This window comes from Petrimonas sp. (genome assembly GCF_963921705.1).
In the GTDB taxonomy this organism is placed as follows: domain Bacteria; phylum Bacteroidota; class Bacteroidia; order Bacteroidales; family Dysgonomonadaceae; genus Petrimonas; species Petrimonas sulfuriphila.
This window is the reverse complement of record NZ_OY997410.1, coordinates 1,810,698-1,826,730: the sequence shown is the minus strand read 5'-3', so window position 1 is coordinate 1,826,730 and position 16,033 is coordinate 1,810,698. Positions and strand designations below refer to the sequence as shown.

Genomic DNA, 16,033 nt, shown 5'->3' with positions numbered 1-16,033 from the left:
ATGTTTTTAAAACCGAGATACAATAAATAATTATCTTTCTAAATTCCAAGCTGATTTTAACGAGTAAACATCCGAACTAATAATTTTAGTTTTATTCTCGGAAATAAATGAATACACTTTTTCGTCATCTGGCATGAAACAAGAAGTGATAACAATTTGACCGTCGTTTCCAAAGACCTCAATCGACGTTCGATCTACTAATATTCTTAATTTTATTTTACCTTCAATAGGCGATAGAGGTGCCTCTCCAAGTTTATTTAAATAATCACTTTTTGGTTCAGACTCTGACTTCCATATATCAGGAACAATATTATTCTCAATAACAGGTCCTTCGCATATTATTTTTTTCTTCTCAATATCGTAATATATGCGTACACCTCTAAGGTTAATTATAAATGAGGAAGAATTTGAATAATCTACCTCAATATTAATATCGAATAAATCACCATTTAACTCTTTAAAGAGATTTTCACCTGCAGTCAACAAGGTATCCTTCCAGCTGTAGTTATTTTCATATAAATTTGCTATTTCTGGTACGGGATTTCTAAAAACTCTTACTCCATCTGGTGTATTTCGTAAAGTTAGCTCTGTGGGAAAGTTCATTTGTTGTTCAAAAGGCATACCTGGATAACGCTTTGTATGCATCCATGCTATATGTACACATCGTCCGTCCGGTGCATTATCCCATGTTTGTCCGGCAAAAAAGTTATTTCCATAATCCATACGAATAACTTCAGTTTCAGGCTCAAAATTTGCACCGTCAAAAGAACCAATCATATAATTACCATTTGCACCAAAAAGTAACCATTTTTGGTTAGATGAATCGCCATCTACTGGTAAAGGTTCAAATCCTGGGCATTCTTTTACACCTGGAAGAGAAATTGTTGACAAGTACTTCCATTCTTTGAGATCTGAAGATGAAAAAAGTCCAAAATCATCACCTTTATTATCCATAAACAAAGACATAATCCATTTTTTTGATGCTTCATCCCATGTAACTTTTGGATCACGATTAAAAGGATAAATGTTAGAAATTACAGGATTTTGGTCGTAATAGTTAAATGTAAAGCCACCGTCTGTACTGTAAGCTATACATTGTGTATTTAGGGGGCCAAGGCCACTTCTTCCACCAACTCCACCACAAGTCATAAAAGCAATAATGGTTTTTTTATCTCCAACCTGAAACCCTGCATCATTATTAACATCAACAACAGCAGATCCTGACCAGCACCCTCCCCAAACCTTATGAGGCGTAATATGATTTGGTATTTGTTCCCAATGAACAAGATCTTTACTCACAGCATGTCCCCAGTCTTTGAAAGCCCCCGGGCGGTGTGGTGGCATATATTGAAAAAATAAATGATAAGTGCCGTCGTAATATACCAAGCCATTAGGATCATTAAGCCAGTTTTTCTTAGCAGTGAAATGAAACTGAGGTCTATATTTTTCATTATAATAATCAGGTCTAGCATCCTGTAATTCATTTACGCCAGAAAACTTTTTTATTTCTTCATCAGAAATAAACCTTTCCCATAATATGATATGATCAATATAACCTTTAAGTTTTGATTCTACATATTCATCTTTAGACTCATTGTATCCATAAGGCTTTTTATATTGTGCGCCTATTAGGAAAGGACGACGATTCCAATCTCTTATATCGCCAACCGTAACTTCATCATCACACAGTGCCCCATTTACATACAATTCTGATTTACTACCATTAAATCTGAAAATTATATCTTGCCAATCTAATATTTTTTCTTTTGGTATTTTATATTTTAATAAATGAGCTCCAGCAATATCATCCGAACCAATTTTTGCTTCAATAAATACATCCTTTTCTTCAGTTTGGTTAAATGCAATAGCGTATGCTATATTTTGATCATTGCCTGCTTTATTTAATATTGGAGTGTAACCATTTATAGTGTCGGCTTTTACTCTAGCTAAAATTGAAATGTTTTTACCTGTTAAATTTAATTCTTCATTTATTCCTAAACCTGCATCAAACCAACCGTTTCGTAGATAAACTACCGAACCATCACCGTTTCTTCTTTTAGATTCACTGTTTTCACTACCTTTTAAAGTGACAAATTCTATATCTCCATATGACGTTAATTGGCTATTTTGTTCCGTTTTGTCATTAATATCAGTGAACAACCATACTCCCTTGGCATTATTAAAACTGTTAGATTTATTGCAAGCAGAAAAGAAAATAAATAAACAAATTATTAAAAATAAATTTTTCATATCTATGCACACCTTTTAAAAATTTCAAGAACAATAATAATTAAACTCATGAAAAATGAATTTCTGATTTTATTTTCATAGAGACGCTTCTGAGTAGCAAGAGTAGGTCGGCTTTTTTTTGAGTTGTATAACCTGTAACAACAAGTTCATCTAAACTCTGTATATCCTCCGACATAGTAATAGTACTATTGCTAACTTGAGAAGCTCTGATTTCAATAACCCTATATCCGATAAAGCTAATAACGAGTGAACTATTATTAGCTACTTCCAATGAAAAGTTTCCATTTTCATCACTTACTGTTCCATTAGCCCTATTCTCTTTTTCGATAACTGTTGCTCCAATTATTGGTTCACCACTTGGCTCAACAACTTTTCCTGTAACTGTAATTCGTTGCTGCAAGATGTTGTCAATCTCAATTGAATTAGACACAAGAACTGTCTTCCCGTACATGTGTATTTGAAAAATACTGAAAAAAATTACAAATATCCAACAACGTGTGGATATTACTTTGTTTAGGTTCTTACTCATGGCTGTAATAACATTTTTTAATTAAACACTGCTTTTCATTTAAATTTGGACTTATCGCAAATAATGCTTTTCAATACGATACTTTGAAATAAATCAACAATCTTGGTTTTCTGCTCCAATGCCCTACTTGAGACATTCATGCAAACTATTACGTTACATCATTGTAAATATATTATCAAATAAACAATATATTTAAAAAACAAATATAATATATATATTTACATCAAAACAATACAACCTACCAATTAACTTGTATTTTACATATTATTAACATACTATTATTTACATCCATGTAAATTTATTGTATAAAAATATTATCTTTGTATCATTAAATTTAATAATATGCTAAATCAAAAAGAAAATTTCAAAACAATCTATAATTATTTAAAAGAGGATATTATTAATGGTGTATATGCATTCGGAGCACTATTACCTACTCAAGAAGAAGTAGCTCAGAGGTTTTCTGTCTCACGTCCAACGATATCTAAAGTATATCTTGCCCTACAAGAGAATGGATATATTCGTAAAAAAAGAGGTTATGGAAATCAAATTATATTCGAGCAACCATCTAGTAAGGCTAAGTATATAATTGGATTGCTGCTGCCTGGTGCGGGAGAATCTGAGATTTTTTCTGTAATTAATGACCAGCTGTTACATTTATCCGAGGAAGGAGACTACAATTTTCTTTGGGAAGGAACTGCTGCAAATAATGCACAAACAAGAAGATCTATGATAGAATTCTGGTGTAAAGACTACATCAAAAAAGAAGTAGATGGTATTCTTTTTTCTCCTGTAGAAAGGATTAAAGATAGTAACCAAATAAATATTCAAATATGCAACGAAATAAGCAAAGCAAACATACCACTCGTTTTAATTGACCGAGATATTGTGACGCCGCCGGAGAGAAGTAAATATGACCTTGTTGGTATTGACAATTTCAATGCGGGATGTATTATGGCGAAACATTTGTTGGATGCGGGATGCGAAGTTGTTCATTTTTTTTATCGTCCTTGTTCAGCCAGTTCGGTAGATTTACGCTTGTCAGGCGTAAAAGATACCGTTTTAAAAAACAACTTTTTATTCAATAACCAAAATATTTATTGTGGCGATCCAGCAGATATTGAATTTGTAAAATCAATTAAAATTGATCCCGGAAAAACAGGCATAGTTTGTGCGAACGACTCTACAGCCGCGGTACTTATTTCATCTTTGGATTCCATCGGTTATAAAATATCGTCTGATGTTCTGATTTGTGGGTATGATAATATGAGATATTCCGACCATTTAAAATTTTCGCTAACGTCTTATGAACAGCCCTGCAAAGAAATTGCCAATATTAGCGTTGAACTTATACTTAGACGGATTAAAAATAAAAAATTGATGCCTGTCAAAGTGAACTTAGAGGGTGAAATAAAAATACGTGAATCAAGTATTTTTCAATAGTTCTGTAGTTTTTAAAATCACCGTAATACATAAAATATCGATAAAAAATAACAATTCATATGTTTGATAAAAACTAATTATAAACATTTTAAATAAGGATTTAATGACGTATAAAATTATTTAAAAGAGAATTATGGCGAGATTTTATAACTAGTTTGTATTGTATGAACTTAAAGAATATATTATACCATATATAAATAGCATATGACACTATGTAATTGTTTATTTTGAAAAAGATAAAATTTTTCATTTATTTAATTAAAGTATTTATATTCAAAAATAACAAGATAAATACAAATAAAATTTTATTATACAATAACCTCTAAACCGTATCTCGATGAAAAAGAAATTACTCATAGCTTTTTTGTTCATAACAATTTCAACTTTTGCACAAGTGGTAAAAGATTATAATCCTTCTATTCAACGTACAACAAGTATGCAATATTTTAAACCGCTGGAGAAGCATTTATTTTCTGGAGATTGTATGCCCTATTATTATAATGGAACTTTTTATTTATATTGGTTATTAGATGAGGGGCATCATAGTGGATTGGAAGGATTGGGAGGGCATCAGTGGGCATTAAGTACAACAACAGATTTAATAAATTGGAAACATTATCCTGTAGCATTAGGGATAGATAACGAGAAATGGGAGAAATCTATATGCACAGGATCAGTTATCGCAGAAGGTGGTAATTTCTATGCATTTTACGCTACACGTGTAAAAGAAAACGAAAAAGTACACGAACAATTAAGCTACGCAATCAGTTTTGATGGAGGGTACAATTTTCAAAAACAGGAACCAAATCCATTTTTTTATGCTCCTGAAGAATGTATTAGTAGAGATTTCAGAGATCCAAAGATTTTTAAAGATGCAAATGGTCTTTTTCATTTATTTATTTCTGGAAATTTGGAAGAACCCTTATTAGGAGGTTTTGGAGGTTATCTTGTTCATTTGATTTCTAGCGACTTAAAGAGTTGGGAAGAAGTAGAGTCCCCATTACAAGGCCAGGGAGGAACTCCAGAATGTGCTGATTATTTTAAGTGGAATGATTGGTATTATCTGTTATACAGTATTAGCGGTCATACTTATTATCTATTATCAAAAGAAGCCTACGGCCCATGGATATACCCTGATTCTCAAACTTTAATTGAATATTTTGGTAGTGTATACAAAACTACCTGTTTTAAAAATAATCGTCGTATAGCAGTCGCATATTCCCCTTACCGCAAAGATGATAAAGATAATGGAGACAGGATATGGGGTGGAACTATTTTGTTTCGTGAAGTTTATCAAGAAACGGATGGTACATTATCTACAAAATTTTTAAAGGAGGTGTTACCAACAATGGAGCATATAACTAATCCAACAATAGAAATACCTTCACAAGGAAATACAGTTACGATGTCCAACAACAATGTTCAAATAAATGCATCAGGAAATATTGGAATCGTTTCACTTCCAAACCTACCAGAAAATTATCGTATCTCAATGAAAATTACACCAATTGGGAATTATGAGGAGCTGGGATTATTTTTACGAGCAACTAATAAATGGGAGAATGGGTACCGATTGGCATTAAATGTTAACAATCAAACCGTCTTAATGCATAATCTATCACTTTATGCTGTAAAGGACTTAGATAAACCAATCACTCTCGATGTAATAGTCTATGGAGATTTATTTGATGTATCAATAAATAACAAAAGGTGTATACTGAATCGTTTACCTGAACAAAAAGGCACAAACTCTTTCATATATGTAAAAAATGGAAGTGCCACTGTTCAAAATATACGAATACAAAAAATTAAATAATTTTCTTCTCGGAATAAATTGACACTTAACTTTAATACGAGTTAACGTTGGGTTTTCTAAGTCATAATTGATTGGAATAGTTATTTTTAATTGGTGTATCCAAAAAATCACTCAACCCGCAAACTTCCACATCATTTTTAAATGGATAAGATGCTGATACGGGAGAAACAATATATGTTTTATCCGGTTTTGTGGTTTCTATAGCTCTCCAAAAGCCTTTGGTCACCTGTGGTGCCGATGAGTCTTTACATTCTACCGCTATCGTTCGGGTACCCCTCTCAATAAGCAAGTCTAACTTATCCCCTGTAGCACTGCGATAAAAAGAAAACTTACAGCCTATGTAATAACCCACTATCTCTCACAAAAATTTTTGGGGATTTAACCAGACGTTTCTTGATATTCTTTTCAAATGGCGGTAGCGAACGGATAATAAAGGTCTGTTCCATCAGGTCGATATACCGGCGAATAGTTTGATAGGTTACACTTAGCGATTCTGACGTTTTCTGTATAAGGTCCTGCGAAGCAGATCCAAGCAAAATGAACCGTCCTGGACGACGGTGACGGTCTATTTCACTTCGTAAGACAGAAAAAAGTTCCGGGACTAACTGAATCTCGTCCAAACAAATTGTCACATCCTGATTAGCCTGGAAGAATAACATAGGCTCTCTCAACTTGTTCAAGTCATCCAGGTTCTGAAGGTCCAAATATAGATAGGCATTCGAATTTTGATAGAGCATTTTCACCAAGGTGGACTTTCCGCATTGCCTTGGGCCTAAAATGACAACCGCAGGAAATACGATTAGATCCTCTTTTACAAACGTTTATATATTTCTATCGATAAGCTTTTGCATATCATAAATACTATTTCTATTTTGCACAAATGTGATGATTGTATTTAAAACTACCAAAAAAGACGGCCGCTTAGTTTCCAGTGAAAAGAAAAAAGCGGGTTGATCATACCCATGAGCGCCAAGATAAAAGGTACTGTTTCCGATAGTAACAACAATCCCATTCAGTACGCCAAAGTGGCTGTATACTCCCTGCCGGACTCGGTACTGATCAACGAAACCACGACCGATGAGCACGGTGAGTTTACATTCACAAATCTCCAGAGCGTAAACAAAATGCTGAAGTTCTCCGTCGACGGGTACAAAGAAATCTCGTTTCGCGCTTTGCCGGAACAGAATGTCAAGCTCCGGGGAGAGGCCAAGGAACCTGAAGAGCTTGCCATAAAGTAAAAGCAGTTGGCTTTTATGAAAAAGTAGAATGTCGAGGACAGTCTGGCACGGATATCATTCAAGCCGACTCATGAAATGAATTATTCGGTCCTTCCAGTATATGCATCAACGCCAGATTTGCTTAATGGTTGAGCGAAGAACTTCTCGGCAGCTTTACTGATTTCGGCAAGCCATGGCTGTCCTCCTCCGGCGGATTGGACCACCCAGAGCTTAAGCTCTTTCTTGTGCCAATTGACGGAACAGTTAGTACCCCAGGCACCACCATGACCAAACCAAGCGTCTTCGCTGTCCTGTTCTGGTGCTGACAAGCCCAGGGAATAGCCGCCCAGACCCTTGGGACGGGTGGAAAGAGCGAGAAGATTCTTCACGGTTTCTTCTTTCAAGATGCGCACGCCATTCTCTCCCAAGCCAAGATTCATCAGCATCTTATAGAACTTCAGCTGGTCATTGGCGGTAGTCCAGAGACCCGCACCGGCAGAAGCAAATACATGGGAGTCATTATAAGGCCGTTGCTGCCATGGCATTTCTTCACGCCACTCAGCTGGAGCATTTTCTTTGTTCTCATAGAGTTCTATCTTGTTCTTAAGCTGTTTGTCGGTAGGCCAGAACCATGTGGATTTCATTCCCAAGGGATCAAGCACCTCCTGCTTGAGATATACCTCCCACTTCATCCCTGTGACGACCTCAACAATAGCTGCACCAATGTCAATTCCCGTATTGGAATAGAGCTCGCGGGTACCGGGCTCGAACATGATGGGCGATGCGGCAGCGATGGAGGCTGTCTGGCGAAGAGGAGCTCCTCCGGACCATCCGCCACCCCTGACGTCGGAGCGCTTGGCACTAATTTCGAAGGGGAAGCCTCCAGTATGGTTGAGCACCATACGGATGGTAAGGACGTTCTTGGCCTTACGAAGGGTCTTGACACTGTCATTTGCAGCATCCAACACCCATAATTCCACAAACTCCGGAAGATACTTTGAAACAGGGTCGTCGAGTGAAATACGGCCCTCTTCCACCAGCTTGGCGATTGTCACTCCGCAGAAGCCTTTTGTCTGTGAACATTGCATGAATACATTGTCCATCTTTATTGGGCGCTTTTTTGATACGTCGGCATAGCCTATGCAGCAGGTTTCCTGCACGCCGTCCTTGTAGAATACACTAATGGCACCGGCCAACTGACCACTGTCCACGTAGGGTTGCAGCACTGTTTTTGCATAACTTGTCTTGGAGTCTTTCGGTTCATTCTTGACTGTAGCTGATAAACAGAACACAGCAATCAGCAAAAAAATCGTTTTCTTCATGTTTTTATGATGATAATTGGTTTATTGTGCAGAAGTAATCAATTAAAAGCAAACGCTCATGTTATTTTATAGTATATAATCATTGTTTTGCAAAGATACTGTTTTTCCTAAAACTATTTTCTTCTGCCCATTTTTTTTGATGTAATCAGGGATGGATAAGATGCTGATGGAGCACTGCGATAAAAAGAAAAAAAGGAAAACTATTGTAACCATATAAAGAGAATTGAAGTCTTATGATTGTAACAAATAAAAATCAAGCAAGATGGTACAAAAAATTCTCTTTTCTATTCTTCTAAGCGGGTTGATCATACCCATGAGCGCCAAGATAAAAGGTACTGTTTCCGATAGTAACAACAATCCCATTCAGTACGCCAAAGTGGCTGTCTACTCCCTGCCGGACTCGGTACTGATCAACGAAACCACGACCGATGAGCACGGTGAGTTTGCTTTCACAAACCTCCAGAGCGTAAACAAAATGCTGAAGTTCTCCGTCGACGGGTACAAAGAAATCTCGTTTCGCGCTTTGCCGGAACAGAATGTCAAGCTCCGGGGAGAGGCCAAGGAACCTGAAGAGCTGGCCGTGAAGTAAAATCGGCTACTCTTCCCTCCCACTCTATTCCTCAAACTTTATGTTTTACAAAAGTTTGAGGAATTTCTTTATCTTGTCGGGGCTTGGGGAAGACTGATTTTTTAATTTGCAATAAAAGGAGCTTTTCTGACAAATGTTTCATTTGACATGACATTACTCAACAAGCAAATTACTTTTATTCAAACATTTATTTACAAAATCTTTTTATATCGAAAGATATTTATTAGCTTGCAAAATTGCATTATCAAGATTTGGGAAACGGAGCGTGGGGATAATCTCAAGAATTGCGAACAAGTTACTGTAGATAAGCTAAACCAAGAAGATCACCATGGAAAATTAATGTAGCGGGAAATGATTAAATAGTCATTGTATCAGCATTTGTTAAATTAGAGATAAAATGACGTTAAAGTAAACCTGTAGGTTGATATTATGAAAATTGTTACTACCTTTGTAGAAAATTTATTCACTTTTTGGTATAAAGGAGTTTCCAAAGACGAGCTTGCATTTCAATTCAGCAATTGGAAAGATCCGGAGTTTCTGTACAATTTTTTTAAATTCAATTACAAAGATCTTCATCGATCTACCTGGAAGTACATTTCTATAGAAAAACAATAACGTATAATGAGTCATATACGAGAATTCCATTATCTAAGAGTTTGAGTACCCGGGTGAATGATGATTATGTCAACTATAAAAATACTTTCCAAAACAAGGATGATAATGTTGCATGAAAGAAACTATTAACTTCAGGTTAGTAAGACTGAGTACTGATCAGTTTGGTATACTGAGAGATATGTACGAACCCGATGCGCCGATAGGAGTAAATACACAATTAGCGAAGGGTTCGCACGTCATCTCAGTGTAATAGTGGTAGGCACGTGCAGAGGAATTCTACATAGCAGGACTGAAGGAACAGACCTGAATCATGTCGTTTTACCGCTGACAAACGTTGAGGAAATTATAAAAGAAGATGTGATTATAAAATTAGCCGATAAGCTCTGAAGAGTTTAGGAGGGTAAGCCCCGAAATGAATTACTATGAAGATGGAAGACCTGAACAAAGACTTGAATTTATCACAGCAAAAACTTTCGAAACGGGCTTGATACAACTGTACTATAGGAGGGAAAAAACACACTAAAAATGGTTATCCTTGATAATCAGACAGAAGCATCCAAATATACGGATGCTGTAGCTACTTGAACAAGGGGTACAGTGGGATGAAATGCTGCTGTAATTTTGAAATTTTACTGTTGCTTCCAACAGGTGCGCGCTGCTCATGCAGGGTGCACATAAAAAACAAGAATATTTAATTGCAGGTTTACTATTGGGGCCCATTCGATTTCCGAATGGATGTACTCCTTCGATTAATTTGTTGATAACAACAGGGATTAAAAAATTTTCATTAGTTTTGCAGTGATCAAAAAAATGATGGCGAAGCTTTGAACCATTGAAATCTAAAACGATGATGGAGTCGGAAAGTATCATGAATGAAAATTTATCTGCAATAATGCGTACACGCCTCTTTATATTACTTTTGGCAGTCTCGAACATGGCAATTTTTGGCCAGCAGTATTCCCCTAAACCCGTAACCGTGGGCGAAGACACATTTTTACCCTATATAAAGGGAAAAGTTATAAACAGAATACCAGAAAATGACCTGATTGCTCAAAAAATATTTGCCATTTTACGGCCACTTCCGAGTGTAAATACACCTCAAGGCTACGAGGTGGAAGCATACAGCGACGGAACCAGTCACATATTGGAGCTACACTTTGTGCCCTATCTGCTGGAAGAAGGAGAAACCGTGCGCAAGCCGGGAAGCAATATCAACTTTTATTTCAATGACATAGCCTCTATTTTCAGACAATCCTTGCAGTCAGGTATCGGCGAAATTTATACCCTACCCGCAAAAACCGGCGATTTTATGGGCTTTCCCATCTATGAACACGAAGGACGTGAAACCACCGCAATTTACACAGGCAATGAACCATTATTCCTGCCTGTTTCGCAAGAAGAATATCTCAATGCACTGATAAAATACGAAGAACAGAAAAACAAGGAAAATGGCAGTCCGATTTCTATGGATGATAATTTGAAAGAGATTGAAAAAGCATATCAGGAACTACTGAAAACCGATAAAGCAGCTGCCGAGGAATTCAGAAAAGATATGGAAAGCTTCCGAAAAGATCTGGTTCAAAATAACACCACAGACGATTTGACATCTTCCTACAAGAAAGAACTAGCCCACCTGTCGCCTGCCGAAAGAAAAAAGCAAGCATACTACGCCATTCATTCAATGGAAAAGAAGGGTAACTTTTCGGGGCTTGTTTCCGACAACGAGACCGAAAAAGCTCAACCATTGGTAAAACCGAACGACAAGGCAATATCCAAAAACGCAAACGACAAGATTCGCTTAATCGTTGTAACATGGAAACCCGGTTACGCACTTACCGATGACAAGATGCATGAAATCTTCCAGAATCAAACAATTTGGAAACGGATTATGCAAGAAGTAGAATAAATAAACTCGGCAGAGAAAAAGCGTTCGGTTGTAAAGTAGATGACGAGCTTGTAAAGAACTTAAAACATTATTTTTATGTCAACATCTAACCTGAAACATTTATTTGAAGTTCTGACTGCCAGACCCTTCCTGACAGTACTCATGCTTTTTGTTGCTGCCGTTGGCAGTGTGGGGCATGGAACGGGTGATGAGCTGTGGAAGTTCTTCAGCAGGTTCCTCAAATAACGTAGATTGATACGGATATGAAATTAGATGATCTAGGATATAATGATAAGATTGAAAAATCAAGGATTGAGAATAACCTTGAAGACTTTGAAATTGGCAGGGTAATTTCGGAACATAAAGAAAGATACATAGTTAAAACCGAAAAAGGCGAATTTGAAGCCGAGATTACCGGCAACTTGAGATTTTCAGCAAAAGGTCGCGAAGATTTTCCAGCAGTAGGCGATTGGGTTGCATTGACAATCTATGATTCAGGCTTTTCTATAATCCATGGAATATTACCACGGTCCTCAATCATTTCGAGGCAGGCTGTTAGTCAATTCGGAGAGGTACAGATAATTGCGACAAACATTGATTATGCGTTTTTAATTCAAGCGGTTGATCGGGATTTCAATATAAACAGACTTGAAAGATACCTGACCATTTGTTACTCATCAGACGTTAGCCCCATCATTGTGCTCAGTAAAACTGACCTGATAGATGAGCAAAGAATGAATGGGATACTGAACGATATTAAACTACGTATAAAAAATGTACCGGTTATTGCAATAAGTAACGAGACTCAAAATGGATATGAAGCAATAAAAAAGACGATTGAAAAAGGGAAGACATATTGTATGCTTGGTTCCTCGGGAGTTGGGAAGTCCACCTTATTGAATAATCTCTCTGGCAGGACCATAATGAGGACAGATACAATTAGCCAGAGTACAAATAAAGGGCGGCACGTTACAAGTCATAGAGAATTGATTATTCTTGAAAATGGAGGGATACTGGTTGACAACCCAGGTATGAGAGAAGTAGGCATTGCAGACACAACAAGCGGATTAGAAATCACATTTGACAAGATTGTCAGTCTTTCTCAAAATTGTAAGTTCAAAGATTGTACACACACCCGCGAGACGGGCTGCTCCATTCTTGAAGCCGTTGAAAAAGGAGATATAGATAAAAACTCTTATGAAAATTACTTAAAATTGGAAAGAGAGAAAGCGCACTTTGAATTGACAGTGGTGGAGAAACGCAAAAAAGATAAAGAATTGGGGAAAATAATAAAGAATTATAAGAAGGACATGAATAAGAACAAGTACTAAACTTGACGATGCAAATATCCTCCGCTTAAACCGACATTATGAATCCCGGAGGAGACAAGTAAGGTGATGTAGTGAACTGTGTTGGATTCGAACCAACGACCTCTGCCCTGTCAAGGCAGCGCTCTAAACCAGCTGAGCTAACAATTCGGGCTTGCAAAAATACAACATTTTCTTCAAATATACAACCCTACACCGGCAGATAGACCAACTTCTTGGTCTCGAAGAAAGGTTCGGGGAAGTAGCTGCTGAGGGAGAACACCTCCGCCTTGTTCTTGAACGGGGACAGCTCGGAGGCCAGATTACCGCCCTTAAGGCAGATAATCCCGTTGGGGAGTGCATTTCTCTGCTCGGAGGAGATGTTTTTCCGCACGATCTTCTCCAGATCGGGCAACGGCATGACGGCGCGACTCACTACAAAGTCGAATTTCCGCTTCTCGTCTTCCATACGCGAATGGATGAAGTCCACGTTTTCCAGGCCGATGGCTTGCGAAACCTCGCGGGCTACCTTTACCTTCTTCCCGATGCTGTCCAGCAGCAGAAAGCGGACCTCAGGGAAAAACACGGCCAGCGGCACACCGGGAAACCCACCGCCAGTCCCTACGTCGATGACGGACGTACCGGGTTGAAAACGGATGAACCGGGCAATGGCAAGCGAATGCAGTACATGGTGGAGGTAAAGATTATCGATATCCTTACGCGAAATGACGTTTATCCGGGAGTTCCAGTCGGAATACAAATCAAAAAGGGCGTCGAACTGCTCTTTCTGCTTCGCGGAAAGCGAGGGGAAATATGTATCGATGACACTCACTTCAGCCGGGCTAATTTTGAGACAACGGAATTCTCGCGCAACAGGGAGCGGACGGCCGTATACGGGATAAAAACCTCGGGTACCTGAAGCTGGTAAGCCGAGTACTCTCCCTTATTGAACGTGTAGGTTATTCCTTTATCGTTAATGAGAAAATTCTTGTTCGGAACGATCTCGTCAATACCGAAAAAGCCCAGGTCTTCCAGCTCCTGGACGGACTTTACGCCGTGTGCTTCCAGCAAAAAGCTTTGAAGGATCGGACGCAATGCCAGGTCGTAACCGGCGGAGAAAATGTCGCCTTCGGCCATCAGCTCGCCGCTCGACAAGTCGAGCACGTAGTTTCTAACGGTTTCGTACGACATGCGGCCACCCTTGTTGTTCACCTGCCTCACCTGAAACGAGATAATGCCAAACTGGTTGTAAACGATGGAATCGGAAAGGTTCTCGTAATAGGAGTAAAACACCTCGGGGAGATAATCGAGCTCTTCATCGGTGACATACAGGCCTTCTGCAGTGTCGCCGGCATGCTCGTCGTGCAAGGGTTTGTTGACCTTATAGATCTCCGCATCATTGCGGTAGTTCGCGATATAATTCCGGGCGTACCTGTCAACGGCTTCCTGAACGGACAAGCTGTCGTAGCTGGGGCCGATCACCGTCCTTAGAAAAACACGTCTGGCTGCCCGAGCGTCGAAATTCGAAATTCTTTCCGGATAAACAAAGGTCAGTTTCAGGTTACACGAGGGATTTTCCGGATTATCATCCAGAAAGTATTTCTTTTCTATGTTTATCGTATCAAACTCTATCCCGTTGTCTGCCTTGAACAAACTTCTCTTGTCCTGGTTGCAGGAGGAGAAGAGTGAAGAGAGCAGAACCGCCACAAGGAATGAAAACACGAATACTTTTCGTCTCATCTGTTAAAAAATATGTATGCAAATATACACATTTTATTTTTCACACCTGCCCTGAAACGGTTAAAATAAAAGGGAACAACCTTTTTTTGATTGTTCCCCTTCTTAAATGACACCGGACACAGAATTTTTAATAGGCGTGCCCGTCCTTGTTCAAGTCTTCGAGTTTCAGCTTCTTCCCTTCCAGCGCCCTCCAGGCATAAACGATGTAGGCAAACACAAAAGGAACGAGCAACGAAACAATTGACATGGCCGTCAACGTGAACTCGCTGGAGGATGAATTTTGTACGGTAAGCGAGCTTTGCAGGTTGGTATACGACGGATAATATGCCGTATGGTTGTAGCCGGCCACAAGCAACAGCATGGTTACCGCCACCACTGTGCCAGCCCCGGCAAACCAGATTCCCTTATTGAACGATTTGTTGGCCACCGTACCGAAAATTCCCCACAGGACCGACACGACACCCAACAGGAAAAGAACAAGCACCACCGGCATCTGGATGAAGTTGTTCAGGTACTTGTAGGGTTCCATATATACCTCTTGCGTATCCGGATTAACAGCATAGCCGTCGGAAACCAGCGTCCAGATGAGAAAAGCCAGGAAGAATACCACAAACGGCACACCGTTGTACAGCGTGTATTTTCTCGATCTCTTGTGTAACACGTCGTGATCAAGCCTGTTCACAAAAAACAGGCTCGCCATCGTCCTTGCGAGAAAAAGAACGGCCAGCCCCAGGCACCAGTTCCTCAGGTTCCCCAGCGCTTCGAGGCCGTGAAGCGGATTGTCCCACCCGCTCATCACGTTCCCGGCAGTTCCAAAGCTCACCAGATTCACCTTGTTGATGGTAAACTCCGATCCGGTGAAGAACGTGGCAACGGCAACACCCAGCACGAAAGTACCGATTATCCCGTTGAAGAACAGGAACGACCGATACGTCTTCGGCCCGAACACATTACCCGGCTTCGATTGAAATTCATAGGATACGGCCTGCACCACAAAAGAGAACAAAAGCAACATCCATACCCAGTATGCCCCGCCGAAGCTGGTGGCGTAAAACAACGGGAACGATGCAAAGAACGCGCCACCGAACGTGACCAGTGTGGTAAAGGTGTACTCCCATTTGCGGCCCAGGGCATTTATAACCAGTTTCTTTTCATCTTCCGTCTTCGAGATCGAATGGATCATCGACTGTCCACCCTGCACAAAAAGAAGAAAGACCAACAATCCTCCCAGCAGCGATATTATAAACCACCAGTAATTCTGTAGAAATTCGTAAGTTATCATAATTTGCTTGAGTTTTTAAAGTGTATAAATTATTCTGT

General features: G+C 39.0%; 15 protein-coding genes and 1 tRNA gene. 8 read left to right on the top strand and 8 right to left on the bottom strand.

Going from position 1 to position 16,033, the window contains the following annotated elements:
- Positions 1-30: 30 nt before the first annotated feature.
- Entirely contained in the window at positions 31-2,250 is a 2,220-nt protein-coding gene (locus AACM02_RS07550) for a GH32 C-terminal domain-containing protein (protein ID WP_339116562.1), read from the bottom strand.
- A gap of 46 nt (positions 2,251-2,296) precedes the next feature.
- Entirely contained in the window at positions 2,297-2,779 is a 483-nt protein-coding gene (locus AACM02_RS07545; protein WP_339116561.1) for a carboxypeptidase-like regulatory domain-containing protein, read from the bottom strand.
- Positions 2,780-3,121: 342 nt separating this feature from the next.
- Here AACM02_RS07545 and AACM02_RS07540 point away from each other — a divergent pair, with 342 nt between their 5' ends.
- Complete coding sequence (locus tag AACM02_RS07540) at positions 3,122-4,222, top strand: LacI family DNA-binding transcriptional regulator (RefSeq protein ID WP_339116560.1); 1,101 nt, start codon at positions 3,122-3,124, stop codon at positions 4,220-4,222.
- A gap of 337 nt (positions 4,223-4,559) precedes the next feature.
- On the top strand, positions 4,560-6,038 hold the full coding sequence (locus tag AACM02_RS07535) for a hypothetical protein (RefSeq protein WP_339116559.1): 1,479 nt from the start codon (positions 4,560-4,562) through the stop codon (positions 6,036-6,038).
- A gap of 329 nt (positions 6,039-6,367) precedes the next feature.
- Here AACM02_RS07535 and AACM02_RS07530 read toward each other — a convergent pair whose 3' ends face one another.
- Positions 6,368-6,817, bottom strand: a complete 450-nt coding sequence (locus AACM02_RS07530; protein ID WP_339117444.1) for an AAA family ATPase — start codon at positions 6,815-6,817, stop codon at positions 6,368-6,370.
- A gap of 183 nt (positions 6,818-7,000) precedes the next feature.
- On the opposite strand from AACM02_RS07530, the gene AACM02_RS07525 reads away from it, so the two are divergent.
- The gene (locus AACM02_RS07525) at positions 7,001-7,276 is read left to right on the top strand and encodes a carboxypeptidase-like regulatory domain-containing protein (RefSeq protein WP_339116558.1); all 276 of its coding nucleotides are present in this window, start codon (positions 7,001-7,003) and stop codon (positions 7,274-7,276) included.
- Positions 7,277-7,356: 80 nt separating this feature from the next.
- On the opposite strand, the gene AACM02_RS07520 is transcribed toward AACM02_RS07525, so the two are convergent.
- Positions 7,357-8,577 carry a serine hydrolase domain-containing protein gene (locus tag AACM02_RS07520; protein ID WP_339116557.1) on the bottom strand — a complete coding sequence of 407 codons (1,221 nt, stop codon included), beginning with the start codon at positions 8,575-8,577 and terminating at the stop codon, positions 7,357-7,359.
- 262 nt (positions 8,578-8,839) lie between these two features.
- Between AACM02_RS07520 and AACM02_RS07515 the strand changes: the two genes are divergently transcribed.
- The 5 genes from AACM02_RS07515 to rsgA all read left to right on the top strand — a co-directional run bounded on the left by AACM02_RS07515 (position 8,840) and on the right by rsgA (position 12,997).
- Positions 8,840-9,166, top strand: a complete 327-nt coding sequence (locus AACM02_RS07515; RefSeq protein WP_313380657.1) for a carboxypeptidase-like regulatory domain-containing protein — start codon at positions 8,840-8,842, stop codon at positions 9,164-9,166.
- Positions 9,167-9,893: 727 nt separating this feature from the next.
- A complete protein-coding gene (locus tag AACM02_RS07510) occupies positions 9,894-10,031 on the top strand; it encodes a hypothetical protein (protein WP_339116556.1) in 138 nt (45 codons plus the stop codon).
- A 597-nt stretch (positions 10,032-10,628) separates the two neighbouring features.
- Positions 10,629-11,687 (top strand): hypothetical protein, encoded by a 1,059-nt coding sequence (locus AACM02_RS07505; RefSeq protein ID WP_339116555.1) that lies wholly within the window; start codon positions 10,629-10,631, stop codon positions 11,685-11,687.
- A 75-nt stretch (positions 11,688-11,762) separates the two neighbouring features.
- Entirely contained in the window at positions 11,763-11,912 is a 150-nt protein-coding gene (locus tag AACM02_RS07500; RefSeq protein WP_339116554.1) for a hypothetical protein, read from the top strand.
- 17 nt (positions 11,913-11,929) lie between these two features.
- Positions 11,930-12,997 carry a ribosome small subunit-dependent GTPase A gene (gene rsgA, locus AACM02_RS07495; RefSeq protein WP_339116553.1) on the top strand — a complete coding sequence of 356 codons (1,068 nt, stop codon included), beginning with the start codon at positions 11,930-11,932 and terminating at the stop codon, positions 12,995-12,997.
- Positions 12,998-13,069: 72 nt separating this feature from the next.
- Here rsgA and AACM02_RS07490 read toward each other — a convergent pair.
- The 4 genes from AACM02_RS07490 to cydB form a co-directional block, all read right to left on the bottom strand.
- Positions 13,070-13,144, bottom strand: a tRNA-Val gene (locus AACM02_RS07490).
- 40 nt (positions 13,145-13,184) lie between these two features.
- The gene (gene rsmG / locus AACM02_RS07485; protein ID WP_339116552.1) at positions 13,185-13,805 is read right to left on the bottom strand and encodes a 16S rRNA (guanine(527)-N(7))-methyltransferase RsmG; all 621 of its coding nucleotides are present in this window, start codon (positions 13,803-13,805) and stop codon (positions 13,185-13,187) included.
- The gene (locus AACM02_RS07480; RefSeq protein WP_339116551.1) at positions 13,802-14,713 is read right to left on the bottom strand and encodes an RsiV family protein; all 912 of its coding nucleotides are present in this window, start codon (positions 14,711-14,713) and stop codon (positions 13,802-13,804) included. Before AACM02_RS07480 ends, rsmG begins: the two co-directional genes overlap by 4 nt.
- Positions 14,714-14,840: 127 nt before the next feature.
- Positions 14,841-15,995: a cytochrome d ubiquinol oxidase subunit II gene (gene cydB, locus AACM02_RS07475; RefSeq protein WP_339116550.1), complete on the bottom strand. Its 1,155-nt coding sequence runs from the start codon at positions 15,993-15,995 to the stop codon at positions 14,841-14,843.
- Positions 15,996-16,033: the final 38 nt, after the last annotated feature.

What these genes read in the sequence shown, in the direction of transcription:
- rsgA (WP_339116553.1), top strand. Translation starts at nt 11,930, where the DNA reads ATGAAATTAGATGATCTAGGATATAATGATAAGATTGAAAAATCAAGG.
- AACM02_RS07520 (WP_339116557.1), bottom strand. Translation starts at nt 8,577, where the DNA reads ATGAAGAAAACGATTTTTTTGCTGATTGCTGTGTTCTGTTTATCAGCT.
- AACM02_RS07515 (WP_313380657.1), top strand. Translation starts at nt 8,840, where the DNA reads ATGGTACAAAAAATTCTCTTTTCTATTCTTCTAAGCGGGTTGATCATA.
- AACM02_RS07505 (WP_339116555.1), top strand. Translation starts at nt 10,629, where the DNA reads ATGATGGAGTCGGAAAGTATCATGAATGAAAATTTATCTGCAATAATG.
- AACM02_RS07550 (WP_339116562.1), bottom strand. Translation starts at nt 2,250, where the DNA reads ATGAAAAATTTATTTTTAATAATTTGTTTATTTATTTTCTTTTCTGCT.
- AACM02_RS07510 (WP_339116556.1), top strand. Translation starts at nt 9,894, where the DNA reads ATGAAAGAAACTATTAACTTCAGGTTAGTAAGACTGAGTACTGATCAG.
- AACM02_RS07500 (WP_339116554.1), top strand. Translation starts at nt 11,763, where the DNA reads ATGTCAACATCTAACCTGAAACATTTATTTGAAGTTCTGACTGCCAGA.
- AACM02_RS07525 (WP_339116558.1), top strand. Translation starts at nt 7,001, where the DNA reads ATGAGCGCCAAGATAAAAGGTACTGTTTCCGATAGTAACAACAATCCC.
- AACM02_RS07545 (WP_339116561.1), bottom strand. Translation starts at nt 2,779, where the DNA reads ATGAGTAAGAACCTAAACAAAGTAATATCCACACGTTGTTGGATATTT.
- AACM02_RS07540 (WP_339116560.1), top strand. Translation starts at nt 3,122, where the DNA reads ATGCTAAATCAAAAAGAAAATTTCAAAACAATCTATAATTATTTAAAA.
- cydB (WP_339116550.1), bottom strand. Translation starts at nt 15,995, where the DNA reads ATGATAACTTACGAATTTCTACAGAATTACTGGTGGTTTATAATATCG.
- AACM02_RS07480 (WP_339116551.1), bottom strand. Translation starts at nt 14,713, where the DNA reads ATGAGACGAAAAGTATTCGTGTTTTCATTCCTTGTGGCGGTTCTGCTC.
- AACM02_RS07535 (WP_339116559.1), top strand. Translation starts at nt 4,560, where the DNA reads ATGAAAAAGAAATTACTCATAGCTTTTTTGTTCATAACAATTTCAACT.